The 24366-nt window shown below is 61.9% G+C and carries 30 protein-coding genes; 10 read left to right on the top strand and 20 right to left on the bottom strand.

Annotated features, from left to right (window positions below; translation table 11 throughout):
- Positions 1-82 precede the first annotated feature (82 nt).
- Complete coding sequence (locus AC07FD_RS07075) at positions 83-1024, top strand: LysR substrate-binding domain-containing protein (RefSeq protein WP_478349253.1); 942 nt, start codon at positions 83-85, stop codon at positions 1022-1024.
- 24 nt (positions 1025-1048) lie between these two features.
- On the opposite strand, the gene AC07FD_RS07070 is transcribed toward AC07FD_RS07075, so the two are convergent.
- Positions 1049-1561 (bottom strand): DinB family protein, encoded by a 513-nt coding sequence (locus tag AC07FD_RS07070; protein ID WP_478349252.1) that lies wholly within the window; start codon positions 1559-1561, stop codon positions 1049-1051.
- Between the two features lie 61 nt (positions 1562-1622).
- Here AC07FD_RS07070 and AC07FD_RS07065 point away from each other — a divergent pair, with 61 nt between their 5' ends.
- Positions 1623-2312, top strand: coding sequence for a glutathione S-transferase family protein (locus tag AC07FD_RS07065; RefSeq protein ID WP_478349251.1), 690 nt, complete (start codon positions 1623-1625; stop codon positions 2310-2312).
- A gap of 83 nt (positions 2313-2395) precedes the next feature.
- Here the strand turns inward: AC07FD_RS07065 and AC07FD_RS07060 are convergent, their stop codons facing one another.
- Positions 2396-2605, bottom strand: coding sequence for a DUF2934 domain-containing protein (locus tag AC07FD_RS07060; protein ID WP_478349321.1), 210 nt, complete (start codon positions 2603-2605; stop codon positions 2396-2398).
- Between AC07FD_RS07060 and AC07FD_RS07055 the strand changes: the two genes are divergently transcribed.
- Both AC07FD_RS07055 and ndk read left to right on the top strand, forming a co-directional pair.
- Positions 2537-2731 carry a hypothetical protein gene (locus AC07FD_RS07055; RefSeq protein ID WP_478349325.1) on the top strand — a complete coding sequence of 65 codons (195 nt, stop codon included), beginning with the start codon at positions 2537-2539 and terminating at the stop codon, positions 2729-2731. The two genes, AC07FD_RS07060 and AC07FD_RS07055, sit on opposite strands and share 69 nt — an antisense overlap.
- A 236-nt stretch (positions 2732-2967) precedes the next feature.
- Complete coding sequence (gene ndk, locus AC07FD_RS07050; RefSeq protein ID WP_027048827.1) at positions 2968-3390, top strand: nucleoside-diphosphate kinase; 423 nt, start codon at positions 2968-2970, stop codon at positions 3388-3390.
- A gap of 141 nt (positions 3391-3531) precedes the next feature.
- Here the strand turns inward: ndk and AC07FD_RS07045 are convergent, their stop codons facing one another.
- The 6 genes from AC07FD_RS07045 to AC07FD_RS07020 form a co-directional block, all read right to left on the bottom strand.
- On the bottom strand, positions 3532-4296 hold the full coding sequence (locus AC07FD_RS07045; RefSeq protein ID WP_478349250.1) for a YbaY family lipoprotein: 765 nt from the start codon (positions 4294-4296) through the stop codon (positions 3532-3534).
- A gap of 95 nt (positions 4297-4391) precedes the next feature.
- The gene (locus AC07FD_RS07040) at positions 4392-4868 is read right to left on the bottom strand and encodes a molybdenum cofactor biosynthesis protein MoaE (protein WP_478349249.1); all 477 of its coding nucleotides are present in this window, start codon (positions 4866-4868) and stop codon (positions 4392-4394) included.
- Positions 4869-4871: 3 nt separating this feature from the next.
- Positions 4872-5129 (bottom strand): molybdopterin converting factor subunit 1, encoded by a 258-nt coding sequence (moaD, locus tag AC07FD_RS07035; RefSeq protein WP_478349248.1) that lies wholly within the window; start codon positions 5127-5129, stop codon positions 4872-4874.
- A gap of 1 nt (position 5130) precedes the next feature.
- Positions 5131-5727 carry a CDP-diacylglycerol--glycerol-3-phosphate 3-phosphatidyltransferase gene (gene pgsA / locus AC07FD_RS07030; protein ID WP_269903927.1) on the bottom strand — a complete coding sequence of 199 codons (597 nt, stop codon included), beginning with the start codon at positions 5725-5727 and terminating at the stop codon, positions 5131-5133.
- 100 nt (positions 5728-5827) lie between these two features.
- A complete protein-coding gene (gene uvrC, locus AC07FD_RS07025; RefSeq protein ID WP_478349247.1) occupies positions 5828-7897 on the bottom strand; it encodes an excinuclease ABC subunit UvrC in 2070 nt (689 codons plus the stop codon).
- Entirely contained in the window at positions 7894-8658 is a 765-nt protein-coding gene (locus AC07FD_RS07020; protein WP_478349246.1) for an SDR family oxidoreductase, read from the bottom strand. The genes uvrC and AC07FD_RS07020 overlap by 4 nt, the downstream gene beginning before the upstream one ends.
- Before the next feature lie 413 nt (positions 8659-9071).
- Between AC07FD_RS07020 and AC07FD_RS07015 the strand changes: the two genes are divergently transcribed.
- Positions 9072-9731, top strand: a complete 660-nt coding sequence (locus AC07FD_RS07015) for an outer membrane protein (protein ID WP_477305852.1) — start codon at positions 9072-9074, stop codon at positions 9729-9731.
- Positions 9732-9839: 108 nt separating this feature from the next.
- Here AC07FD_RS07015 and AC07FD_RS07010 read toward each other — a convergent pair whose 3' ends face one another.
- The gene (locus AC07FD_RS07010) at positions 9840-10436 is read right to left on the bottom strand and encodes a glutathione S-transferase family protein (RefSeq protein WP_478349245.1); all 597 of its coding nucleotides are present in this window, start codon (positions 10434-10436) and stop codon (positions 9840-9842) included.
- 445 nt (positions 10437-10881) lie between these two features.
- On the bottom strand, positions 10882-11277 hold the full coding sequence (locus tag AC07FD_RS07005) for a hypothetical protein (RefSeq protein WP_379106335.1): 396 nt from the start codon (positions 11275-11277) through the stop codon (positions 10882-10884).
- A 180-nt stretch (positions 11278-11457) separates the two neighbouring features.
- Here AC07FD_RS07005 and AC07FD_RS07000 point away from each other — a divergent pair, with 180 nt between their 5' ends.
- Both AC07FD_RS07000 and AC07FD_RS06995 read left to right on the top strand, forming a co-directional pair.
- A complete protein-coding gene (locus AC07FD_RS07000; RefSeq protein ID WP_477305850.1) occupies positions 11458-11640 on the top strand; it encodes a hypothetical protein in 183 nt (60 codons plus the stop codon).
- 273 nt (positions 11641-11913) lie between these two features.
- Positions 11914-12225, top strand: a complete 312-nt coding sequence (locus tag AC07FD_RS06995; RefSeq protein ID WP_478349244.1) for a transcriptional regulator — start codon at positions 11914-11916, stop codon at positions 12223-12225.
- 85 nt (positions 12226-12310) lie between these two features.
- Here the strand turns inward: AC07FD_RS06995 and AC07FD_RS06990 are convergent, their stop codons facing one another.
- The 7 genes from AC07FD_RS06990 to AC07FD_RS06960 all read right to left on the bottom strand — a co-directional run bounded on the left by AC07FD_RS06990 (position 12311) and on the right by AC07FD_RS06960 (position 17367).
- A complete protein-coding gene (locus tag AC07FD_RS06990) occupies positions 12311-12925 on the bottom strand; it encodes a LysE family translocator (protein ID WP_478349243.1) in 615 nt (204 codons plus the stop codon).
- A gap of 103 nt (positions 12926-13028) precedes the next feature.
- The gene (locus AC07FD_RS06985) at positions 13029-13862 is read right to left on the bottom strand and encodes an EamA family transporter (protein WP_477226294.1); all 834 of its coding nucleotides are present in this window, start codon (positions 13860-13862) and stop codon (positions 13029-13031) included.
- Entirely contained in the window at positions 13859-14440 is a 582-nt protein-coding gene (locus tag AC07FD_RS06980) for a TetR/AcrR family transcriptional regulator (protein WP_478349242.1), read from the bottom strand. The genes AC07FD_RS06985 and AC07FD_RS06980 overlap by 4 nt, the downstream gene beginning before the upstream one ends.
- Positions 14441-14575: 135 nt before the next feature.
- On the bottom strand, positions 14576-15028 hold the full coding sequence (locus AC07FD_RS06975) for a hypothetical protein (protein ID WP_457154274.1): 453 nt from the start codon (positions 15026-15028) through the stop codon (positions 14576-14578).
- A 185-nt stretch (positions 15029-15213) separates the two neighbouring features.
- Positions 15214-16062: a 23S rRNA (adenine(2030)-N(6))-methyltransferase RlmJ gene (locus tag AC07FD_RS06970; protein WP_478349241.1), complete on the bottom strand. Its 849-nt coding sequence runs from the start codon at positions 16060-16062 to the stop codon at positions 15214-15216.
- Positions 16059-16670 carry a hypothetical protein gene (locus AC07FD_RS06965; RefSeq protein WP_478349240.1) on the bottom strand — a complete coding sequence of 204 codons (612 nt, stop codon included), beginning with the start codon at positions 16668-16670 and terminating at the stop codon, positions 16059-16061. Before AC07FD_RS06965 ends, AC07FD_RS06970 begins: the two co-directional genes overlap by 4 nt.
- A gap of 37 nt (positions 16671-16707) precedes the next feature.
- Positions 16708-17367, bottom strand: coding sequence for a TetR/AcrR family transcriptional regulator (locus AC07FD_RS06960; protein WP_478349239.1), 660 nt, complete (start codon positions 17365-17367; stop codon positions 16708-16710).
- 85 nt (positions 17368-17452) lie between these two features.
- Between AC07FD_RS06960 and AC07FD_RS06955 the strand changes: the two genes are divergently transcribed.
- The 3 genes from AC07FD_RS06955 (at position 17453) to galE (ending at position 20785) form a co-directional block, all read left to right on the top strand.
- Positions 17453-17971 (top strand): hypothetical protein, encoded by a 519-nt coding sequence (locus tag AC07FD_RS06955; protein ID WP_478349238.1) that lies wholly within the window; start codon positions 17453-17455, stop codon positions 17969-17971.
- 697 nt (positions 17972-18668) lie between these two features.
- Positions 18669-19709: a UDP-glucuronic acid decarboxylase family protein gene (locus AC07FD_RS06950; RefSeq protein ID WP_478349237.1), complete on the top strand. Its 1041-nt coding sequence runs from the start codon at positions 18669-18671 to the stop codon at positions 19707-19709.
- The gene (galE, locus tag AC07FD_RS06945) at positions 19706-20785 is read left to right on the top strand and encodes a UDP-glucose 4-epimerase GalE (RefSeq protein WP_478349236.1); all 1080 of its coding nucleotides are present in this window, start codon (positions 19706-19708) and stop codon (positions 20783-20785) included. The genes AC07FD_RS06950 and galE overlap by 4 nt, the downstream gene beginning before the upstream one ends.
- On the opposite strand, the gene AC07FD_RS06940 is transcribed toward galE, so the two are convergent.
- From AC07FD_RS06940 to AC07FD_RS06930, 3 genes are all read right to left on the bottom strand, one after another.
- Positions 20739-21161 carry a hypothetical protein gene (locus AC07FD_RS06940; protein ID WP_478349235.1) on the bottom strand — a complete coding sequence of 141 codons (423 nt, stop codon included), beginning with the start codon at positions 21159-21161 and terminating at the stop codon, positions 20739-20741. The two genes, galE and AC07FD_RS06940, sit on opposite strands and share 47 nt — an antisense overlap.
- Positions 21162-21554: 393 nt before the next feature.
- Positions 21555-22166 (bottom strand): DUF995 domain-containing protein, encoded by a 612-nt coding sequence (locus AC07FD_RS06935; protein WP_478349234.1) that lies wholly within the window; start codon positions 22164-22166, stop codon positions 21555-21557.
- A 16-nt stretch (positions 22167-22182) separates the two neighbouring features.
- A complete protein-coding gene (locus AC07FD_RS06930; protein ID WP_478349233.1) occupies positions 22183-24060 on the bottom strand; it encodes a glycosyltransferase family 2 protein in 1878 nt (625 codons plus the stop codon).
- Positions 24061-24366: the final 306 nt, after the last annotated feature.

Genomic DNA, 24366 nt, shown 5'->3' with positions numbered 1-24366 from the left:
TGGGAAACAGTCGATTAGATCACCCACCCCTGTAAAATTAGGAATGCTGGTGCTAGTGTAAGCCCAGCTTAAGGTCGAAACCGTGCGTCTGCTCAGTCAGGTCAACCTCAATTCGCTGAAAATCGTGGAGAGTGCTGCGAGGCACGGGAATTTCACGCGCGCCGGCGAAGAACAGTTTATCACCGCTTCAGCGGTCAGCCAGCGCGTCAAAAGCCTGGAGGACCAGCTTCGCTTCAAGATCTTCCTGCGTGGCGGCAATGCGGTGTCGCTGACGCCGGAGGGCGAGACCTATGTCTCGCGCGTCCGTGAGGCGCTGGAGCGAATCGTTGCCGCCAGCATGGAAGCGACCGGGCAATCGCAGCAGCATGTGTTGAAGATATCGGTGCTGCCGACCTTTGCCGCGCGCTGGCTGTTTCCGCGCCTGCCACTGTTCCAACAGCAATACCCGGACATCGAGATGCGCGTTTCGACCTCCTACGCAACGCATGAATTCTCGACATCCGAATTCGATGTCGAGATCCGCTATGGCGACGGCCGTTTCCCCGACCTCAGCGCCGACCTCCTGTTCAAGGAGGACCTGACGCCGGTGTGCAGCCGGAAACTCTTCCACGAAATCCTGGGCCACAAGCCGCCGTCGAAGATGAAGCCCGAAGATCTGCGCCACTTCACGCTGCTGCATTCCGACACCTGCACCCAGAACTGGCAATCTTGGCTCGACTTCGCTGGCGCCGGTTCCGTGCTCCACGAGACCAAAAGCATCTATTTCGATTCTTGCATGATGTCCTACGAGGCGGCCACTGCCGGGTTGGGATTTGCCGTGGCCAATCGCGCCTATATGGCCAGCGATATCCGTGCCGAGAGGCTGGTGGCTCCATTCAAGGTGCACCACCCGAATACGGCGGGGTGGTATTTCGTCTGCCCCGACAAGGCGCTGCCGGCGCGCAAGGTATCCCTGTTCAAGAAGTGGATCACGGCGGAAGCCGCTTTGACGCAGCGCCAGCTGGACAGCGAGATCGGCTGCTGAGCTTCGATCAGGACTCCCGTCGGATCAGGCGAAAGCCCTGCCCTCCTCGGTTCGCTGGAAGAGCATCAGGTCCAAGCCCAGGCTTGGCCGTCCCAGGATGGTTAGAATCGTGTGCGCCTGGCCACGGTGGTGTGTCTGGTGGTTGAAGACATGATCCAGCGCCGGCGCCAGCCTTTGCGAGACCGTGCGCATGTCCGAGACAGTCATGTAGGTGAAGCGGCCCGTCAACGCCCTGTCGCCGAGGCAGCCGACCCAATCGATGATCCTCCTGTCCTCGGCTTCACGCGCCATCCGCAGGCCGGGCAAGGCCCGGTACAGGATGGCGTCCAACGTCGTTGGCGCGTCGCCCTCGCCGGTGAAGCGCTTCATCCAGATGCGGTCGGCAGTCAGCAGGTGGTTGAGCGTGCCCATCATCGAGCCGAAGAAGGCGCCGACGTCGCGGTTGAACTCCTCTTCGTCGAGCCCTGCAGCGGCATCATAGATGCGGTTGTTGGCCCATTGATTATAGGCCGCAAACATCATGAAATGCTGTCTCATGGTTTCCCCTCGGCTCGCGTCGATACGGGGGCCTACCTAACCCGCGAGGGAGCCAACGCCAATGACCATTCTGCTCTATGACCTCGTCGGACGCGACACCGCACGTCCGTTCAGCCCGCATTGCTGGAAGGTGGCGATGGCGCTTGCCCACAAGGGGCTTTCCATCTCAACCGCGCCGACGCGCTTTCTCGAAGTGCCCGCCGTCGAAGGCGGCGTTTCGAAAACCGTTCCGGTGATCCGCGACGGCGACAAGGTCATCGCCGACTCCTTCGCCATCGCACTCTATCTCGACGAAGCCTATCCGGATCGGCCGACGCTGTTTGGCGGCGAAGGCGGCAAGGCGATGGCGCGCTTCGTCGAGCGCTGGTCGCAGCTGACCATCCATCCCTATGTCACCACCGCGGCGATCATCGACCTTCACGCCATGCAGGACGAGGAGAACGCTGCTTATTTCCGCCAGAGCCGCGAGCAACGCCTTGGCAGGAAGTTGGAGGATGTCGTCACCGCGCGCGACGCCGGGCTGGCAACATTCCGCGCCGCATTGGAGCCGCTGCGCTCAATGCTCGGCTACCAGCCGTATATCGGCGGCGCGTCGCCGCTGTTCGCCGACTACATCGTCTTCGGCGCCCTGCAATGGGCGCGCATAGCCTCGCCCTACCAGCTGCTCGACGACAGCGACGTGGTGGCGCAATGGTTCGCCCGCTGCCTCGACCTGCACGGCGGGCTGGCGCGAAAGGTGGCGGCGGCGTGACGCCGCAGCGCCTCACCTTGGCGCTGTGCAGGCACGCGCGCCGTCAATCCCTTGCTGGAAGGCCAGCAGCGATATAGCCAAGCCTACTTGGCTGCCGCCTTTTTTGGCTTGCTGGTCTTTGTGGCAGCCTTCGCCTCCCTGGGGGCGGCTTTGGCCTTGGGAGCGGCTTTTGCCTTGCCGGCGCCAGTTGCTTTTTTGGCTGCCGACTTGCCCCCGGCATCCTCTTGGTCGATGTCGGCTACCGCCTGATGCCAATGGCGATCATGATGGCCAGCCGGTTGTCCCTCTTCCAGCCAGATCTGATGCGCGCGGTTGCGAATGCGTTCCTGACGATCGTCTGCCATGATCATGTGGTCTCCATTCGGGCCGACTTCAGCGCGGCGCCGACACGCAACTATAGCAAGCAAAGCATCGCATGACAGCCATCCGATCTCGCCTGCTGGTCGGCCTCATCGGCGCTGGCCTGACACAGAAACGCACAGCTGCTCCGGCCCTTCGCATCGCTCCGTGCTTCGGTTACTCGGGCCAGGCAATTGGCTCTCCGTCCGCTTCGCGGACCGTCCCTCGCCCCTTTGGCCTCACCCCTTGGCAATGGGCCGGGCGGCTTGTATAGAGCCCGCCACTCTCAATTCCATTCTCATCACAAGGACAACCCATGGCGCTCGAACGCACCTTTTCCATGATCAAGCCGGACGCGACCCGGCGCAACCTCACCGGCGCCATCACCAGGATGCTGGAAGAGGCCGGCTTGCGCGTCATCGCCTCGCGCCGGGTCTGGATGAGCCGTCGTGAGGCGGAAGGCTTTTATGCCGTCCACAAGGACCGTCCGTTCTTCGGCGAGCTGGTGGAGTTCATGTCGTCGGCACCGACCATCGTGCAGGTGCTGGAAGGCGAGAACGCCATTGCCAGGAACCGCGAAGTGATGGGCGCCACCAACCCGGCCAATGCCGCCGAAGGCACCATCCGCAAGGTGCATGCGCTGTCGATCGGCGAGAACTCGGTGCACGGCTCCGATGCGCCGGAGACGGCAGCAGAAGAGATCAAGTACTGGTTCTCGGACACCGAGATCGTCGGCTGACACGACAGGCCAGACCTTGGACCCTGTAAAAAGGCCGGCGTCTCGCCGGCCTTTTTCATTGGTGCAACGACCTGCGCCCATCGAGATCGTCAAGGCCATGGCCAAAGAGACGGCGGCGCTGGGGTGACGCCGGACCGGGAATCAACTCGCGGCGCTGAAGCGCAGGATCTCGCGACCATCCTTGTCTGATATGACGAGCTTGCCGTCGCCGACGCTGTATGACGCCGCCTTGGTCAATGCATCGAACAGCGCCTTTTCCTCAGCCATCACCTCGGGCGCGCAGGCCTTGTAGGTCGAGCCGATGTCGCTGATCGCGATCGCCTGGCCTTCGACCTTGGCGGTGGCGAAATAGGTGTTGCAGGGACCGCTGCCGCCCGCCTTACCAGCCTCGCTGATCCTGAACGTGGCTTGCGGCGCGGCGATGGCGCCAATGCCGTCGACATAGTCGACCAGCCAGATCTGACCAATGACAGAAGCCGTCTGCTCGGCGCTCGGTGTGACCATCTTCAGCATGATGGTCTGCGGCACGTCGGTCAGCGGATCGACCTGATGGCGCATATCGGAGATGAACAGGAGCTTGCCGTCGACGGTAATGCGGGCTTGCAAGGCGTAGGTCATCTGCGACCGGATGACGGAGGGATCGAATTTGATCTCGAAGCTGATCGGCACCTGGCCGGCCGGCTTCATGTTCTGCTCGCCGATGATCGTGGCCGGCGCGTCGGCCAGCGAGACATCGGCAAGCTGCACGGAGAGCACGGCACTGGGCGGCAAGGCGATGCGCTCGCGATAGATCACCTCGCCCCGCACGGCATTTTCGGCGGCAACAGACAGTTCCGGCACGGCCAATACGCCGACGACCAGAGGCACGAAACCGAATACGAAGAACTCCGCGATCCTGTCCAGCATGACCATCTCCCTCGCCCGGGCTGCCAATGCCCAGGCTGACCAACCGCGGTCAATTGGCCAAAGGATTGCGGTCAATGCAAGGCTGCGAAAGGATTTTATTCGGACGGTTTCCAGCGCTGTGCGGCCCTGGCGTCGGCTTCCTTGGCGTCGACCCAGCCGCCCTCGGAGCCGTCAACGCGATGCTCCTTCTTCCAGAACGGCGCGCGCGATTTCAGGTAGTCCATAAGAAAGTTCGCTGCCTCGAACGCTGCCTGGCGATGCGCCGATGCCGCCACCACCAGCACGATGTTGTCGCCGGGCGCGATCTTGCCGTGGCGGTGGATGGCGGTCAGGCCTTGCAGCGGCCAGCGCTGAACCGCTTCAACGGCGATGCGGCTGATCTCGGCTTCCGCCATGCCGGGATAATGCTCGAGTTCGAGTGCCGAGAGCGCACCCTGCTCGTCGCGGCAAAGGCCGGAGAAGGTCACCACGGCGCCGATATCGGCGCGGCCTTGCGTCAGTCTGGCGATCTCTGCAGCGACGTCGAAATCTTCGCGCTGGATCCGCACCGTCGGCACCACGGCGGCCGACATGGGTCAGCCCCCGGTCATCGGCGGGAACAGCGCAATCTCGCGGGCGCCCGATATCTTCTCGCGGTGCTCGACATGTTCCTGATTGATGGCGACGCGGATCACGTCGGGATATTGCAGCGCGTGCTCGTAGCCCTCGCCCCGCGATTTCAGCCAGCGCAGGAGGTCGGCGACCGTCTCGATGCCGGCAGGCAAGTCGACGTCTTCCTCGGCCAGGCCGATCCGCTCGCGCACCCAGGCAAAATAGATGAGCCGGGTCGTCATCTCACTCGTCCATGATGTGCTTGAGGCCGGCGCGGAAATAGTCGTAGCCGGTGTAGAGCGTGACCAGCGCCGCGATCCACAGCAGCACCAGGCCGGTCTGGGTGGTCAGCGGGAAGATCTTGTCGCCTGCAGGCCCAGCCAGCAGGAAGGCGATGGCGACCATCTGGATCGCGGTCTTCCATTTTGCCAGTTGCGTCACCGGCACCGAGACCTTGAGCGCCGCCAGATACTCGCGCAGGCCCGAAACGAGGATTTCGCGGCACAAGATGATGATCGCCGCCCACAGCGACCAGCCGGCGATGCCGGCATGGCGATCGGTATCAGCCGCCAGCAGCAACAGGCAGGTGGCGACGAGCAGTTTGTCGGCGATCGGGTCGAGCATCTTGCCGATGTTGGAGGTCTGCTGCCAAGCGCGCGCCAGATAGCCGTCCAGGTAATCCGTGACGCTTGCGAGCAGGAAGATGATCAGCGCCGACCAGCGGGCGAAGTCGCTCGACTTCAGATGTCCCTCGAGAAAAAAGCACAGCACCACCAGCGGCACCGCGATGATGCGGGCGTAGGTGAGCATGTTGGGCAGGTTGAACGCGCGCTTGGCCATATCTTTGGGGAACTCTTTCTGCCTGCCTACTCAAATCAGAAGCTGTTGTAGGGGGTCAACAGGCCAAAATCGATTAGCCAGCCGAAAAGCACCAAATCCCCTAGCTCTCATGAAAATGATTGTAGACCAGTTTCGCCACCTGTTCGGAAATGCCATCGACTTTCCTCAAATCCTCGATGGCGGCGCGGCTGACGGCCTTGGCGGTGCCGAAATGCATGAGCAGGGCGCGCTTGCGGCCGGGGCCGATGCCGTTGATCTCGTCGAGCGGGCTCTTGACCATCTCTTTCTTGCGGCGCGCACGGTGCGAGCCGATGGCGAAACGGTGGACCTCGTCGCGCAGCCGCTGGACAAAGTAGAGGACGGGATCGCGAACCGGCAGCGAAAACGAGTCCCTGCCCCTGACGAAGAAGCGCTCGCGGCCGGCATCTCGGTCCTGGCCCTTGGCGATGCCGATGGCCACGACGCGGTCCTCGATGCCGAGATCCGAGAGGATCTTGCGCACCGCCGTCATCTGACCCTGGCCGCCGTCGATCAGGATGACGTCGGGCCAGGCCGGGAAACTGCCGGAGATGTCGTCCTCGATATCATCGGCCGCCTCGCCTGCTGCGCCATCGTCGGCCACGACGACATCGCCATGCTCCTTGAGCAGCCGCGAGAAACGCCGCTCCATCACCTCGCGCATCATGCCGAAATCGTCGCCCGGCGTGATCTCGGTCGAGCGGATGTTGAACTTTCGATACTGGTTCTTGACGAAGCCTTCCGGCCCGGCAACGACCATGGCGCCGACGGCATTGGTGCCCATGATGTGCGAGTTGTCGTAGACTTCGATGCGCACCGGCGGCTTGGGCAGGCCGAAGGTCTCGGCAAAACCGGCGAGCAACCGGCCTTGCGTCGAGGTTTCGGCCAGCCGGCGGCCGAGCGCCTCGCGGGCGTTCTGCAGGGCGTTGTCGGTCAGGTCCTTCTTCTCGCCGCGCTGCGGCACCGAGATCGCGACCTTGCGGCCGGCGCGGGTGGAGAGCGCTTCGGCCAGCAGGTCCTGGTCCTCGACGGGGCTCGACAGAAGAATGGTGCGCGGCGTCGGCTTGTCGTCATAGAATTGCGCCAGGAACGAGCCCAGCACTTCCGATCCCTCCAGCGCTGGATCGGCCTTGGGGAAATAGGCGCGGTTGCCCCAGTTCTGGCCGGTGCGGAAGAAGAACACCTGGATGCAGACCTGGCCGCCTTCCTGATGGATGGCGAAGACATCGGCCTCGTCGACGGTCGCCGGGTTGATGCCCTGGTGGCTCTGCACGTGCGACAGGGCCGCCAGCCGGTCGCGATAGATGGCGGCGCGCTCGAAATCGAGATCTTCGGAGGCCTGCTGCATGGCGGCCGAGATTTCCGTCTTCACCTTCTGGCTGCGGCCAGACAAGAAGTCCTTCGCCTCGCCGACCAACTCGGCATAGCCCTCGTGCGAAACCTCTCCGGTGCAGGGGCCGGCACAGCGCTTGATCTGGTAGAGCAGGCACGGCCGTGTCCGGTTCTCGTAAAAGGAGTTGGTGCAACTGCGCAGCAGGAAGGCGCGCTGCAGCGAATTGATGGTGCGGCCGACCGCCCCGGCGGAGGCGAAAGGGCCGAAATAGTCACCTTTGCGCGATCGCGCGCCGCGATGCTTGTAGATGCCCGGTGAGACATGGTCGCCGGTCAGGAGGATATAGGGAAACGACTTGTCGTCGCGCATCAGCACATTGAATCGCGGTCGCAAGCGCTTGATAAGGTTGGCTTCGAGCAGCAGCGCTTCGATCTCGGTGCGGGTGACGACGAACTCCATCGTCGACGTTTCGCGCACCATGCGGCCGATGCGGCTGGTGTGGAACCTGCCTTGTGCGTAGTTGGTGACGCGCTTCTTCAGGCTGCGCGCCTTGCCGACATAAAGCACATCGCCGGCGGCGTTCATCATGCGGTAGACGCCAGGCGCGTTGGGCAGCCGCTTGACCAGCGTCTGGATCACCTCGGCGCCCACCATGCCTTCGGCGTCGCCGGCATGCGGCGTCCAGTCGATGGCGGTGAAGGCTATGTCGGGCCCGGCGGGCTCGACGATCCCCTCCACCGCCTCGTCCTCGAGTTCGACTTCGGGAGGCATGTCGTCGGCGCCACGGCCGGGCTTGCTTTTCTGATCTACGGGACTCATTCCGCCATGCCTGTCACATCGGGCGTCTGCCATGCAAGATGCTGGCCGCCATCGAGCGCGATCATCTGGCCGGTGACAGAGCGCGCTTCCCAGAGATAGCGGATGGTCGCACCGAATTCCGGCAATTCCGGGCCACGCTTGAGAATCAGACCCTCGACCTGCGCGGCAAAATCGCTGTCGTCCTGGCTGGCATTCTTCAGGGTCGGCCCCGGGCCAATGGCATTGACGCGGATGCGGGGACCGAGCGCTTGCGCCATCATCTGCGTGGCCGTCCACAGCGTCGACTTGGATAGCGCATAAGAGAAATAGCGCGGCGTCGGCCGCCAGACGCGCTGATCGATGATGTTGACGATCAGGCCCTCTTGTCCCTGGGGCAAGGCCCGGGCGAAGGACTGCGCCAGCAGCGCCGGCGCCTTCACATGCACGGCAAAGTGCCGGTCCCAGGCCCGCCAGTCGAAGTCCAGAACCGAATCGTCCTCGAACAGCGACGCATTGTTGACCAGCAGGGACAGCGGCCCGAGCGCTGCTTCCGCCTGGCCTACGAGGTCACCGGCGGCGTCCATGTCGGTCAAGTCGGCGGCGACCACGGCGGCGCGGCCACCGCTCCGGTTGATCAGCCCGGCCATTGCATCCGCTTCGTCGCGCGACCGATTGCAGTGGATGGCGACGGCAAAACCATGGGCGGCGAGATCCTCGACGATCGCCCTGCCGATCCGTTTCGCCCCGCCCGTCACCAGCGCCGTGGCAGTGGCTATGCTCATAGGGTGTCAATCCTCAATTTCGGCCCGAAAACACGATGCCGGCGAAATATGGCATGGCAGGCGTTAAATGGCGTTCGCACCTTGGGCAGCATTGTGGCGAACCCACCGATTGGGTACTCCGACTCGTCCTGGACCAGGAGGCGTCCGACCGCAATATAGGACGCTGGACTCCTTGCACCAAGCGGTGTGCAGTGCAGCATGACGCTGCTCCTGCCATTTCGCTGTTGCGAAGATGCAACGTCAAATTTCAGCCTCATTCGCGCCGGGGAATGACCCAAGTTCAGGTTCGCTTCAGCCGCATTTTGACACGACATTTGGAACCGACGAACGCCAGATCCGTTTCACCCCCCGGACGGGTCGATGGCGATCGTGAGAAACAAGCCTGTGTCCTGTGGCTTAAGGAGTAAAGAACAATGCAAGCCAATCTCAAATTCGCACGGCCGCTGGCCGTGGCGCTCGGGCTCTTCGCCCTCAGCGGAACTGCCTATGCCGCCGACGTCGTCCAGGAAGAGCCGCCGGCACCCGCCCCGGTTGCTGAATTGCCTGTCGCGTCCTGGGCCGGCCCCTATGCCGGTATCAATCTCGGTTATGGCTTCAGCGGTCGTACCAAGGAAAGGGATTTCGGCGTTGAAACCGATACCAAGGGTTTCGTCGGCAGTGCCTTCGGCGGCTACCAGTGGCAGCAGGAGAACTTCGTCTACGGTGCTGAAGCCGAACTCGGCTACAACGGCGTCAAGGGCGACGATAATGGCATCGACTCCAAGGCCGGCTTCGAAGGCTCGCTGCGTGCCCGTCTTGGCTATGCCGTGACCCCGGAAATCCTGCTCTACGGCACCGGCGGTCTCGCCGGCAGAAGCCTGAAGGTGGAAGATACTGTCCTTGGCACCAGCGATAGCGCTACCATGCTCGGCTGGACCGCCGGTCTTGGCACCGACATCAAGCTGACCGACAATGTCTTCGGCCGCGTCGAGTATCGCTACACCGACTTCGGCAGCAAGGACTTCGGTGGTGGCATCGGCAACGTCAAGGCCACCGACAACCGCGTCACTTTCGGCGTCGGTATGAAGTTCTAAGTCGTTCAAGCCACGACACGAAAAAGCCGGGCCTCGCGCCCGGCTTTTTTTGTGTCACTTTGGTGATCACCCTGGGTTGATCGATCACTCCATCCCCAGGTGAGAAATTCACCCGGGGATGGAGCCTTTCAGCTCAGGAAACTTGTCGTCGAAGCGTGCTGCCCAGCGTATCAGCCGGGCGCGGCCCTTTTCCCACTTTCCGGCAAATCGCAGGGCCAGATAGCCAAGGCAAGCGCGCAACGCGATCTGCCCGGCGGTGATCTTCTTCGGCAGCTTTGGCGGGTTGGCGTTGAGCAGATCGAGTGCTGCCGTGATCTTCGCCCACTGCCGGTCGAGCCAGGGCTGATAGACCATCTCTTCAGGTCGCGTGCGTCGTTCATAGACCATCGACAGCGCGCAGTCGCAAATGCCGTCTGCCAACGCCTCCAGCACCTCGGCCTCGAGACGCTTGTCGGGGTTGCGCGGAAACAGTGCGTTCTTCGAAACACGGTTGAGGTGCTGGGTAATGGCGCGGCTGTCATGGATCGAGCGGCCGTCGTCGAGCACCAATACCGGAATCTTGCCGAGCGGGTTGGCCTCGATCAGCACCGCCGGTTTGTCTTCGGTCTTGACCGGCACCGCATCGATGGCGATGCCCGCATAGGCCGCGGCCATACGCACCTTGGAGCTGTAGGGAGAAGTGGAAGCGTAGAGCAGTCTGGGCATGATCGGGTTCCTGTTTGCCGGCCGGCACTTTTGACCGGGAGAGGCTGCCCGGCAATGGCCAGGCAACAAAAAACCGACTGCCAGAAAACCGGTGATGGTTTCCTGCCATGACCATCGTGACCTGGCTACAGACGGATACGCGATCCACATCGAGCAAGAAGACTACAGCCGAGCGGAACATCCGATCTGCTTTTACTCCTCCGCAACCCCGGCTTCGCGGCGGGGCATTCGTTTCATGGCCAGGTATGAAAGAAGACCAAACCGCGCGAGCAAGCGAGACAGCCTGTCCGGCGCCTCGCTTTGCTGCCCTGGCCCCCTTCGCCGACCGTCTTGCGCACGGCCCGAAAACCAGTTGCGGTTTCCGGAATGATCATGCGTCGATGGCAAGTGTCAAAGCGTTCTCCGCGCATCCAGCAGGACACACAGCGCTCCAACTAGACCTGGTCTACTTCTTGGCCGGCGCCTTCGCCTTTGCCGGCGCTGCCTTGGCCTTGGGGGCCGCGGCTTTCTTCACGGCGGGCTTTGTCGCTGCCGCTGCCGCTTTCTTGGCCGGTGCTGCCTTGGCGGCGGGCTTGGCCGCGGCCTTCGCGGGCGCTGCCTTCTTGGCTGCGGGTTTCGCCGCCGCCTTGGCTGCCGGCTTCTTGGCCGGTGCCGCCTTGGCGGCCGGCTTTGCCGCGGCCTTCGCCGGCGCTGCCTTTTTCACTGCCGGTTTGGCCACGGCCTTGGCCGCTGCCGGCTTCTTGGCCGGTGCTGCTTTTGCCTTTGCCGGTGCTGCCTTCGGCTTGGCCGCGGGTGCTGCTTTCTTCACTGCTGCCGCGACCTTCGCCGTTGCTGCTTTCACAGGTGCTTTCTTTGCCGGTGTCTTGGATGCCGGCGCCTTAGACGACTGCTTCGCCATGTCATGCCCCTTGCGTTACGCCGACGGCCGTGAATGACCTCGACGGGCAATGCATATCTGACTCGCGGCTCTCTAGCCAGCGAAGCAATAGACTGATTTTCGCAGCTTAAATTTTGGTTACCGATGGCTCACGATCATGCTGATCATCACAAAAATCCGCTGCTGATCTTCAATCATTGCCAGCAGTTCACCGCCGACATTCTCCGCACCCCGCTAGACCGATCGCGCCGCGAAGCTCAGAAGGTCAGCGAGCGGCTTTGTGCATTGATCCTCGGCCGCGAACATCAACACCTGCTGCTTGTTTGAAGTGATCATCTCGTGCAGGCGGACGATCTACATAGATCACGAGAGCAATGCGATGACCGATCGCAGCATCACCTTGTCAAGCATGATCCCGCCACCCTTGCAAATGAATTGACAGATAGCTCTGGATTGCAGAGTATTCTGCATCAGACGCAGGAGCGCTTCGATGTCGATCGCACAAGAGCAGGTGGCGCTATTTGCGACGGTCGAGACGGCGCGCCATGGCGTTGGCCGCGTCGATGACAGTGTCTGGCTTGACCGCACCGGAGCCGCTCGATGAGCGCCGACGAAATCATCCACCAGAGCACGCGACTCAGGATCATGGCCACCCTGAACACGCTGGAAAGGCGCGAGATGCTGGAGTTCACCCGGCTGAAGACCATCGTTGGCGCCACCGACGGCAATCTTGGCGCGCATCTCGATACGCTGGCCAGGGCCGGTTATGTCGATATCGAAAAGCTGTTCGTCGGCCGCCGGCCGCAGTCGCGCGTCAAGGCAACGACGAGCGGGCGGCGCGCGTTCCGCGGTCACGTCACTTTCCTGCGCAAGATCATCGACCAGGCCGAGGCGACGCAGCGCAGAAAATAGCGGCGCTATTTCGCGACCTCTCTGTATCTCTTGTTTTGACGCAATTCCGGACGGAAAACCGTTTCACACTTTTCCTGGAATTGCTCTAACGCCTGGCGACCACGGCGAAGCCGGCGCCGATCATCACACCGCCCGCCGCACGGTTGACCCGGCGCACGATCTTGGGCGTGCGCAGCAGGCTGCGGGCGCGGCCCGCCAGGAGGACATGACCGCCGATCACCACGACCTCGACAGCCAGGATCACCATCGTCAACACACCGAGATGACCAGCGTCGAGCGACGTGCCAACCACGTTCGGCAGCAGTGCCACGTAGAACAGCGGCATTTTCGGATTGCCGAGGTTCAGCGCGATACCCGTCGCGAAGATCGCCAGCAGCCCGCGCCGTCCAGAGATGGGTTGCAGGTCCGGCACCACGGGCACGGCGGTCCACAACCTGATGCCCATCCAGATCAGATAGATCGCTCCGCCATAACGAAGCACCGTCATGGCGATCGCCATCTTGGCGGCGATGAAAGACAGGCCGAAGACGGCGAGGACCAGGAAGATGAGGATGCCGACCACAGTGCCTGCGCCATAGGCAATACCCGACGCGGCACCGCTGGAGATCGTGCGGGCGACGATCGTCATGTTGTCCGGACCGGGACTGGCAGCGAACACGAAGAAGGCAGCCGTGAAGGCGTGGATGGTGGCAAGGTCCATGAAGGCTCCCGAAAGTGATCTGTTGCTTCCGGGCGTTCAGACTAGCCGATTTGCCTGTCGGCAACATCAGGAAATATCGGGCTCCGCACGACGCGCATTTCCGTCATTGATAGCCGAGGCAGATGGCGCCGAGCGCTACGATGGCGCAGGCGCCGACCCGCCGCGGCGTCAGCATCTCGCCGAGAAACAGGCGTCCGATGAAGGCGGCGAAGACGACGCTGGTCTCGCGGATCGCGGTGATGGGAGCGGCCGGCCCAAGTGCGAAGGCCGCGACCACGACACCATAGGCCAAAAGCGCGAACAGGCCGCCCGCCAGCGCCTTCCAGGTTTCCGGCGCCCGCAGGTCGACAATGAGCCGGCCACGGCAGGCAAGGAACGTCGCCGGCAGCAATGCGCCATAGATCACGAGAACCCAGGCGGTGTAGGCGCCGGCATTTCCCGCCGCGCGGACGCCGATCGCATCGACCGTCGCATAGGCGGCGATGATCGCTCCCGTTGCCAGTGCATAGAGTATCGATGTCGTGGCGGCCCTGCCTCTGCCGAGCGAAAGGCCCATGATGCCGCCGGCGACCAACGCAACACCGACGGTCTGCGGCTGGGTGAGCTGCTGGTTGGCCAGGAAGAACCCGCCGAGCGCGACAAGCAGCGGCACGCTGCCGCGAACGATTGGATAGACCTGTCCCAGTTCGCCATATCGGTAGGCGGCCACCAGGAACACGCTGTAGCCGACCTGCAGGCAGGCCGAGAGCACGACATAGGGCCAGGCCGGCGCGGCCGGAAGGGTGAGGAAGATGGCGAAGGGAATGGCAAGCGCCGTACTGGAGAAACTCATGACGGTGACGGTCCACAACCTGTCGCCCCCGGTTCGCAGGAAGGCGTTCCAGGTGGCGTGCAAGATCGCGGCAAACAGCGCGAGCCCGATGACCAGCGGGCTCATCGCGGCCTGCCCGAAGCGGCGATGATGTCCAGGGCCGTCTTGCGGGCGGCGCGGATGGCGGTTTCCGCCTGCCCCATCTGCGCCAGCAGCGTCGCACCTTCGATCAGCATCAGCAGGACCGCAGCCACGCTTTCGGCGCGACCGCGCGGCATCTCTTCTTCGAGGATTGACTGCATGCGCTTCTTGAGGCCGTTCTTCTGTCTGGCGACAGCCTTGAACACCGGATGTTCCGGATCGCCGAACTCGGCCAGCGCATGCGCGAACAGGCAGCCATGGAAATCCGGGCTGCGGAACCAGCGATCGTGCCAGTCGAAGATCTTTGCAATTTTCTTCCCGGGCGTCGCGACCTCCTCGGCGAGGCGGTCGAGTTGGCGATCGAAACGCCTGGCGCGATAGTCGAGCACCTCGACGATCAGTTCGTCCTTGCTGGGAAAATGACGGTACATCGTCATCTTGGCCACATCGGCCTCGGCGATGATCCGGTCGATGCCGGTGGCATGGAAACCGGCGCGCTTGAACAGCCCGTAGGCCGTTTCGACGACGTGCTGGCGTTTGTCGGAAGCAGGCGACGATGTCATGGCGCTTTCCCAGTGGTGAGACCGGTCTGTCTCATTACTATGCAACGGATCGCCTCATGTCAACACAGCACAAAAAAACGCCTGCAGCGGGTAGAGCCGCAGGCGCGAAAAGGAATCGGAACGGAGATTCGCGCTCTAGCGTAGGATGCGGCAGCGGCCGTTGTAGACCATCCAGCGGTCGAAGCCCGAGACGCAGAATTCGACATTGTCGCCGATCGAGGCGAAGCCCTGGCCTTCCTCGATCAGGTACCAGATGGTGCGATCGCGCCCGTCGGACAGGCTGACGGTGGCGCCGCAATAGCGGCGGCCGATCGGCCAGGTCTCGTTGGCCGCCAGATACAGATGCTGGTGGATGCGCCGGAAATCGGTGATCTGCACGTTGGGCAGATGCGGCACGTGATGCACCTGATGGGAAAAGCGGCTGGTGATCTTGTTCAACACCCAGGCCTCGCCACAGACGCCGCCATCGTCGTCGGAATAGACGCCAAGGTCGGCCGCCTGCACGGCCTGGGTAAGGCCGAGAGGCACGGCAAGCGGAGTGCAGAGCGAAATCAGGGCAGCAAGTGCGGATTTGGCGAAGCGAGTCATGGCAGCCTCTCAAGGTCGATTGCGCGCACTCTGCGGATTCGCTTGGCGGCGGTCAAGCGGTTGCGGAAACAATGGTTTCCCAGTTCGGAACGGCGTTGGCCAAAGCCGAACCCCGCATGGAAACCGGAACGGCTCCGGCACGTCGAGACCCGGACGGAAAAGAGAGCTCGAGCCCCCGCGCCTCTCTACTCCCCGGCCAGCCATTCCAGCGACCAGTGCGCCGGCTTTTCCACGGCGAGCACCCTGTGCAAGGCAGGCAGCAGTGTCCGCAGTTCGCCCTCCAGCGTGAAAGGCGGGTTGACCACCAGCAGGCCGCTGCCGTCGAGACTGGGTTGCGAAGAGGCGGGCCTGATCTCGAATTCTATGTCGAGCAGCTTCGGGATACCGGATTGCTTCAGCGCCTTGCGGAAAGCGATGATCGCCTTGCGGTCCTTGATCGGATACCACAGCGCATAGATGCCGCCAGGCCAGCGCTTGTGCGCCCTTATGAGCCCGTCGACGAGGCGCTCGAACTCACCAGCTTCCTCGAATGGCGGATCGATGAGCACTACGCCGCGCCTTTCCTTCGGCGGCAGATGCGCGCCGAGCGCCAGCCAGCCATCGAGCTCGATGACACGGGTCTGGAAATCGCCGGCAAAGAGGGTTCTCAGCTTCGCGACATCCTTGGGATGCAGCTCGATCGCCGACAGCCGGTCCTGCTTGCGCAGGAGATGGCGCGCAATCATCGGTGAGCCCGGATATTTCTGGATGCCGCCCTCGGGATTGAGCGACCGCACGGTCTCCAGATAGGGCGCGAGCAGTGCCGTCACCGGCGCGGCGAACGAGGCATCGATCAGCCGGCCGATGCCGCCCTGCCACTCGCCGGTCTTTTGCGCTTCGACCGAGGACAGATCGTAGCGGCCGATGCCGGCGTGGGTGTCGATGACGCGAAACGCCTTGTCCTTCTGCTTCAGGTAGTCGAGCAATCGCGTCAGCACGACATGCTTGACGACATCGGCGAAATTTCCGGCGTGATAGGCGTGGCGGTAGTTCACTTGGAGCCCCTGCCCCAGCGCGGCGGTGGCGGCTGCGAATTCGGATTTTCCGGCCGGCCGCCACGATTGCGCAGGGAGAGCAAGAACCCGATCAAGCCGATCGCGGTCAGCGCGTAGCCGACCGGCCGCGCACGGCCGTCGATCTCGCCGGCTCCGGAGCGCAGGATCAGATCGACCGCGCGCATCGGAATGTCATCGGCATCACCCGGGCCGACGGTGAAGAGGTACGGCCCCGGGCTGACGCTGGCGATAACGCCGGCCTCATCGCGAAAAATCTTGTCGGGCAGTTGCGGGCTGGCCTGGCGTGGGTTGTCCGAATGGTTGAACTGCAGCGTCGAGGCAAGTACCGTTCGGCCATTGGTGGCCGATGTCAGCGTCAACACCGTGCGCTGCTGCGAGACGATGCGCTCGGCCCTCGCGGTCAGGTCGACCAGCACCCGCACCGGTGCGTCGCGGCTGCTGAGCGGCACCGTCAGCGGCTTGAAGCGGCCCTGCTCGTAGACGCGCCATGTGCCGATCTCGTGGCCGGAGAAATTGCTAATCGCCCAGGGATACATGAAACCGGTGCCGATGCCGGCGAGCAAGATCAGGACAAACAGAAAGCGCATTCAGACAGCCACCTTGTAATCGCACCTTGCCGGACAACTAGCTCGCATTGATGCTGTCGCGCAGGCGTTCCATTTCATCCAGCAGCATCTCAAGGCCGAGCTCGAATGTCTTGTCGAAACCGGCCCTACCAAAATAGGCCCCGGCTGTCATGACGCTGGGAAAATCCCGCGCCAGCTGCTCGTCGCTGACCGTGGTCACCGCCGAAGGACCCTTGGCGTAACCCGCTGTCTCGTCGAGGATCGCACCCATGAGGTAGTAGCTCGCGGCGCGGAACAGCCGTGCGCTCAGCTCCGGACCGAAGCCGCCTGCTTCGAACAGGCCGATGACACTATCCAGCTTGGCAAGACATGCTGGCGAATTCATGCGGTAGACGACAATGAACGGCGCGAAGGCCGGATGCTCGGTCGCGACGCGACGGTATTCCTGCATGCCGATGCGGATCCTTTCGCGCCAGGGCATGCTGGCGTCAGGGATGACAATTGTGCTGATCTGCCGGTCGACCAGCGCCTCGTAGAGATGCGCCTGCGAGGGGAAGTGATGGTAGATGCTCATCGCCTCGCAGCCGAGCGCGGCCGCCAGCTTGCGCATCGAAAAGCCGGCAAGCCCCTCACGCTCGATCACCTGGAAGGCCGCGTCCTCGATCATCTCGCGAGACAGCCGACCGCGCACTCTCTTTTTCTTGATCGATGAGTCCATGGCGTCGCTTGACAACTTACACTGTAAGGTTCATTTTCGGCATTACCTTACACAGTAAGGCTAACAAAGACCAGAGGAGAAAACCATGTCGAACCGTCGCATTTCCAAATCCGTGCAGTCTTCCATCCGACGCGCGTTCCTGTTCACCGCCGCAGCCTGTGTCCTGTCGCTCGGCGCGGCTCCGGCCCATGCCGATGAATACGATGCAACGATCAAGGACATCCAGTCGACCATGGGCGGTGTGCCCAGCTTTGTGAAGCAGTTCCCCAAAGCCGGCCTGCCTGGGGCTTGGGCCGAGGTCAAGGCCATCCAACTCAGCGACAAGACAGCGCTGCCACCAAAGGTCAAGTCGCTGATCTCGCTGGCGGTGGCGGCGCAGACCTTGCAACTACTGCATCTGGTCGGACACCCAGGACGCCAAGCGCGCCGGCGCCACCGACGAGGAGATCCAGGAAGCCGTGGCAATGGCTGCACTGACCCGCCACTGGAGCACCATCTTCAATGGAATGCAGGTCGATTTCGACACATTCAAGAAGGAAATGGGCGGGGAGTAGCATATCCCGACCCTCGAAACGGGCAGCGATTCCGGACCGATGCGGGATAGCCTTGTTTCGTCGCTTATTCCTGATTGTGATGGCCCGCCGATGCCGGCCATCACTGCCTCATGCATTGCGCAGCCAGTCGCGCCCGTGTGCCCGTTCCGCTCACATACCGGTCAAGCAAACTTTGGAGACGACACTCTACCCAGGCGCTCAAAAGCCATGCCAAAATGACCGGTGCTCCCCGACGAAATACGCTGAATTGGACCAAGGGTGCCGATCCCGGCATTTCCTCGCCGTCAGGCTTTGACATCGCCCTGAAACAGCTTGCCAAGCCTGTCGACAGGTTTTTCGGCAGCGAACCAATACATTGATTCACAACGAGGATCCGCTCGCTGGAACGGGAGAGGCCGACCGGCCTCATGATTAACCATTCGCGAACCGACACGGTTAAGGATTCGCTAATTTAGTTGACTAGGATTTCCACAGGTATATTTTCAATGCGTTGGGATGTGCAATTTGGGCGAGCAATCGACGATGATGACACTGGGCGTGTGATCGCGATTTCGGGGCGCAGAGAAATGCTGAACGGCAGCATACAGATCGTGTAGCAGCACAAGCTCCGCGAGCCCAAGAACATTAGCGCACATCAATGATGGCGGTTCCGCAGACGCGGAGGTTTGCCACGTTCTGAAGGACGTGGCCGGGCAATGCTTTTGTCCCGGCCCGGGCGGTAGCGTGCGCGGTGCGTGAGAGGAAAGCATGAGTAAGCTCATCAAGGTTCTGAAACTGGAGTCCGGGAACGGTCAAAGGGGCGCCAACCAAAACCGAAGCCGCGCCTTGGTCGCCGGAGGTGCGGGATTTTTGGGATCGCATCTGTGTGAACGTCTCTTGCGGGACGGATATGACGTTGTCGCGCTGGACAATTTCCACACCGGCAAGAGATACAATCTCAATGCCCTTCTGCGTAATCCGAGGTTCACATGCATCGAGCACGACATCGTCAATTTGCTGCCTTTGGGCCTTCAGTTCGATGAGATCTACAATCTCGCCTGCCCAGCCTCTCCGCCGCATTACCAGGAAGATCCGATCCATACCTTCAAGACAAGCGTGCTTGGCTCGCTGAACCTTCTGGAACTGGCGCGACAGAACAATGCCAAGATATTCCAGGCCTCGACGTCCGAAGTCTATGGCGACCCTTTCGTGCACCCACAGCCCGAGAGCTATTTCGGCAACGTCAATACGCACGGACCGCGGTCCTGCTATGACGAGGGCAAGCGCTCGGCCGAAACCCTGTTCTTCGACTATTCGAGAACATATGGCCTCGATATCCGCGTCGCCCGCATTTTCAACACCTATGGCCGTCGCATGCAGCCCGATGACGGGCGCGTGGTTTCGAACTTCATCGTCCAGGCGCTGCGCGGCCAAGACCTGACCGTCTATGGCAGCGGCATGCAGACGCGTTCCTTCTGCTATGCCGACGACCTGATCGAGGGCTTCGTCCGGCTGATGAATGCGCCGAGTGCGCCCGCGCATCCGGTCAACCTCGGCAATCCCGGCGAATTCACCATCGTGGAACTGGCGACGCTGGTCATCAGCTACACCAACTCCCGATCGAAGATCGTGCATCGGCCGCTGCCGGTCGACGATCCCAGGCAGCGCAAGCCGGACATTTCCTTTGCCAGGGCCAATCTCGGTTGGGAGCCGAAAATCAGCCTGAGCCAGGGGCTCGCGCAGACCGTCGACTATTTTGACACCCTGCTCTACGGAAGCAAACTGGTCAAAGGGGCCGCGGCGTCATGACTCGCCGGGCAATCCTGGTGACGGGTGGTGCCGGGTTCATCGGCAGCCACACCTGCAAACAGTTGGCCGGCGCCGGCTATTTGCCGGTGGTTTTCGACAATCTGAGCCGCGGCAACGAGAAATCCGTCGCCTGGGGTCCGCTTGTCGTCGGCGATATCCGGGACAGGGATGCGCTGCAGGGGGCGATGAAGACGTACCGGCCGACAGCGGTCATCCACTTTGCGGCGCTGGCCTATGTCGGCGAGTCCGTTCAGGACCCGGCTGAATATTATTCGACCAATGTGACGGGCACCATCGCGGTGCTCGACGCGGCGCGAGCGAACGCCATCGACAACATCATCTTCTCCAGCAGCTGCGCAACCTACGGCGTGCCGGACGCGTTGCCCGTTCGCGAGACGTCCTCGCAAAATCCGATCAGCCCTTACGGGCGCACCAAGCTGATGGGCGAACAGATCATCGGCGACTATGCGTCCGCTTACGGAATGAAATTTGCCATCCTGCGCTATTTCAACGCTTGCGGCGCCGACCCGGACGGCGAGCTTGGTGAGTGGCATTCGCCCGAGACGCACCTGATTCCCAGAGTGCTCATGGCCGCATCAGGCATCATCGACGAGATCGAGGTTTTCGGCACGGACTACGACACGTCGGACGGCACGTGCGTACGGGACTATATCCACGTCAGCGATCTGGCACGCGCCCATCTGAAAGCGCTCATGCATCTCGAGGGCGGCGGACAAAGCCTGGCGGTCAACCTCGGCACTGGCCGAGGCGTGTCCATCAAGGAGATTGTCCACGCGGTCAGCCGAATGACGGCAAGATCGGTTCCGGCCGTCTTCAGGACCCGGCGCCCGGGAGACCCGGCGGAGCTCTACGCCGATCCGGGAAGCGCACGCGAACGTCTTGGCTTTGTGCCGGAGCTTTCCGACATCGACACGATCGTCAGGACGGCTGCCCCATTCTTTGGTCTGAAGGCGAAACCGACGAGACTGCCGCCAACCAAAACGGCAGCGCCTGTCGCCGCACGATGGCTCAGGAATAGCGGGGGCGGCAGCTCGCGCGCTGGCCAAATCCGCTAGGGCTGCAGATATACGGCGAGTTCCCCAGGAACGTGCCGCCATTGCCCGGATTGTAAGAGGCCTTCACCGGCGCCGGCGTGCGCACCTTGATCCGCGGCGGCGATGCAAAAGCGTAGGCTCTTTCAATGGTCCGCACCGCGCTCGTCATATAGACAAGCGGCTCGCTTCTGGACGAATGAGCGATGAACGTGGCGCGGACCGGCTGGACCGCGGGTTTGCTGCTAAGCGAGTGGACCATAGGCTTGACGAGGACCGAATTGGTCTTGGTTGCATCGACGCTCTGGCAACCCGAAACCATCGCGATCGCCACCGCAGCCACAATCATAAATGCACTGTTCTTGCCCGAGCGAAACGCGCCCATTGCGGAATTTTTCATTAGGTGTCCCCTGCCAAAGGCGCGTTGCGACATACTTTGCTTTCGTCGCTTTCACGCCGCGTAAGCGACTGCTCGCTACCACATACGCAGGAACATTAGACTTCACTTATTAAAATTCATGAAAACCGAATGGTGAGCTTATCGTCTGGTCGTTCCGTCGGATTTTATTAAAATGCGATCAATCGGGAGTCGGCCCGCCAACGGCACTGGCCGGCCGGCTTGAAGCTCCACGATAAGCGATTCGGCAACGCCTTGACAGGCACCGACAGGAGCATCCTGCTCTCGACACAGAGACGGATCTGGATTGCTTTCTCGACCTGTCAGGATGGGTGCCGGCGCGGGGTTGCGAAAATCACCGGGTGTGTCATGGCTCGTGCCAGGTGGCAGTTCCGCTCAACCGCCGCTTTTGACCGGCGCTGGCTTCTGATCAGGGCTGATCATCTGACGCATCTTGTCGAAAGTCGCAGCGGTCGTGTCGCCGGATTTGAACTTGTCGTACTCCTGTCCGGGCTGCGCCGGCGACGCCTGGAAAACATACCAGGAACCGCTGGGATCCTTCATCTGGTATATCGTGCCGCCCAATCGGTGATGGCTGAAGCAGGTTCGCCCCTGCGAGCTACCAGCAAGCGTCTTCCATTTTGCATCCATGCATAATTTGCCATTCTTGGTGATCAACCACCTGCCCTGGCCGATCGTCGCATTCGCGCCGCCGGTCCAGGCGCGAAGTTGGCGCCCATCCTTGGCGAAATAGGCAGCACCGTTTTCCCAGACCCATGTGCGGTCGGCATAGAGGGGAAACAGTTCCGCCGGGGTGAGCGGCTCAGCCGCAGCGACCGCCGACAAATCAACCTCTTCGGCCGACGCGGCGTTTAGGCCGCTTACCAACAGCGGCTGCGCAACAATCATCGTCAACAGAAAGCGGCGGATCGACAGGATACCAACCACAGAAGTGATCCTCCAAATGACAACCGGCTGAGGGTGAGACAGGGCGCGCCAGCGTACCATCTGTCGCTTCTGCCTGTCACCGCTTCTCGTTCCAGCCAGGGTCGAAGTAGAAGTTGCGGTCGCCGGTCTCGCCGCGGCCAGCGCCGGAAACCACGTAGGCGATCCTGACGATGCGAACGCTACCGGCGCCCTGCTGCAGCCCATAGATGCCTTCCAGTCCGCGGTCGTAAAATCCCGCCGCCGGAACCGAGAGCGCAACACAGGCGAGCGATGCCTGCCAGGCGAGTTTCACGCCATTGGCTCGCAGCGAAATCCTGTTCTCGACGAGGTGCCTGGTGACGATCACAACCACAAGCAGCCCGTAGATTAGCGCATTGAATGCGGCGAACCAGTAGAAGCCGGTGGAATTCGAAGGATGATCCACCAGAAGAACCGGCAAGGACGCACCAATCGCAAGCACCACATAAGGAACGATGACGCGCGCCGGCAGAAGGTCCTTGGGGCCGCTGCCCTTGGGAGTAACGCGGAAATCGACGAAGGATTTGGTCAGATAGTCGCGGATCGACGACAGCGTTCCGGCGAGCACCCATGGCCAACGCGCGAAGAACAGGAACAGCGTCCCTTCCCAGCTGAGCGTCTTGGCGGTGATCGGGCGCGAAAGCCCGAACGCCTTCAACATCATCACGAGGACGATGAGGGCAATCGAGTTCGGCGCATAGTAGAACAGGAAGTCGGCATACATCACGTTGGCGAAGTTCTGGCCCGAACAGAGCGCGTAGATGGGCATGACGTACATAAGAAGCGCAAATGTCGCAAACAGTGGATACCAGAGCTGGCAAAACAGGAACTGAAATTTCAAGCGCGGCGGCAGCTTGGAAAGGTAGCTGGGCGAGTATTCGAGCAAGATCGTCATCAGGCTCCGCGACCACTGGAATTCCTGCGTGACAAGATCGGCAAAGGTCTGCGGGCCATCGCCATGCGCGATCGCGTCAATGGCGTGTACACCTCGCCATCCGGCCGCATTGATCAGCATCGACGTCGAATGGTCCTCGGCCAGTTCCGGGCCAAGACCGCCCGCTTGCCTCAGCGCGGTGGTTCGCACGGCATAGTGCGAGCCGATGCAGAGTGGAGCTCCGCCGCCCGTATGGCCGGACTGCAAAGGGCCGTGGAACATCCCTTCCGGAAACAGCCTGCCGCGCGCCGACCAGCTCTCGGCGGCATTGTTGTCGCAAATGCTCGGCGCCGAGACATAGCCAACCGTGGGATCTGCGAAGGGAAACAGGATTTCCCTCAGATAGGTTGGCGTCGGCACGTGGTCGGCATCCAACTGAGCGACGAAATCATAGCGCTCATAGCCATAATGATCGTAGAAAAATGCCAGGTTCCCCTCTTTGCATCGCGTCCGGCGCGGCCACACCTTGCGATGATAATCTTCCCGGCCGCGTCGGGTCGAAATCATGACATTGTGGGCCTCGCACCAGGCGATCGTCTCCTCGGATGGGTCCTCGTCTGCCAGCCAGGTATCGTGTGGATAATCCTGCACCAGCATCGCTTCGAGCGTGCGCGCGACCACTGCAAAAGGCTCGGACGGCGCCTTGGTGACCACCATCGCGACCCGCGAATGCTCAGGGATTGCATGAAGTTTCGACGGCTTTTTCGACGCATGCACATTCAGGAGGAAGTACAATGGCATGAGCGTGAGCCATACCAGAATGAGCGTCGCGAATGCGTATGGCCCGACATGCTCGACGTGCTCGGGCTTCAGCCACCAGAACCAGAAGAATCCGAGCGTGACGAACCAGAAGGCCAGGGCCAGTCTCAAGATCCATTGCTGGGTGGCCGACAGCACGGGCACCAGAAAAGGGCCCTTCCGCGCAGTGGCGAGAGCCGTCTCAGGTCGCCGTGCCCGCCTGCTTGCATGGTCGACAATGCCTGCCTGAACGGAAGCACTCATACACTTACCCGCCGCCACTTTGGGCTCTCCGCCGATAGATGGCTGAAAGCTCTCAAATCCCGGCGACAGAATCAGTCCGCGCTTTGTTAGAGTCAACTAAATTGACCGTTCGTTAACCATGATTCTTGCGATCTGGTTAACCTAACACCTTGAATCGGGAGGGGAATAACCGCGACCGACGCAGCCCCGCAATGACGAGCCGGCAAAGTTTTCTTGTGTCGGAAGTTGGCTGAAGGGGCCGAGCCTCTTCGGTAGTTGTCAGGCTCGAGAGCAGCGTTAACCATGTTGTGAATGACAGGGTTAAGC

It is taken from the genome of Mesorhizobium waitakense (assembly GCF_056431085.1).
This window is presented reverse-complemented; position numbering and strand designations above follow the sequence as displayed.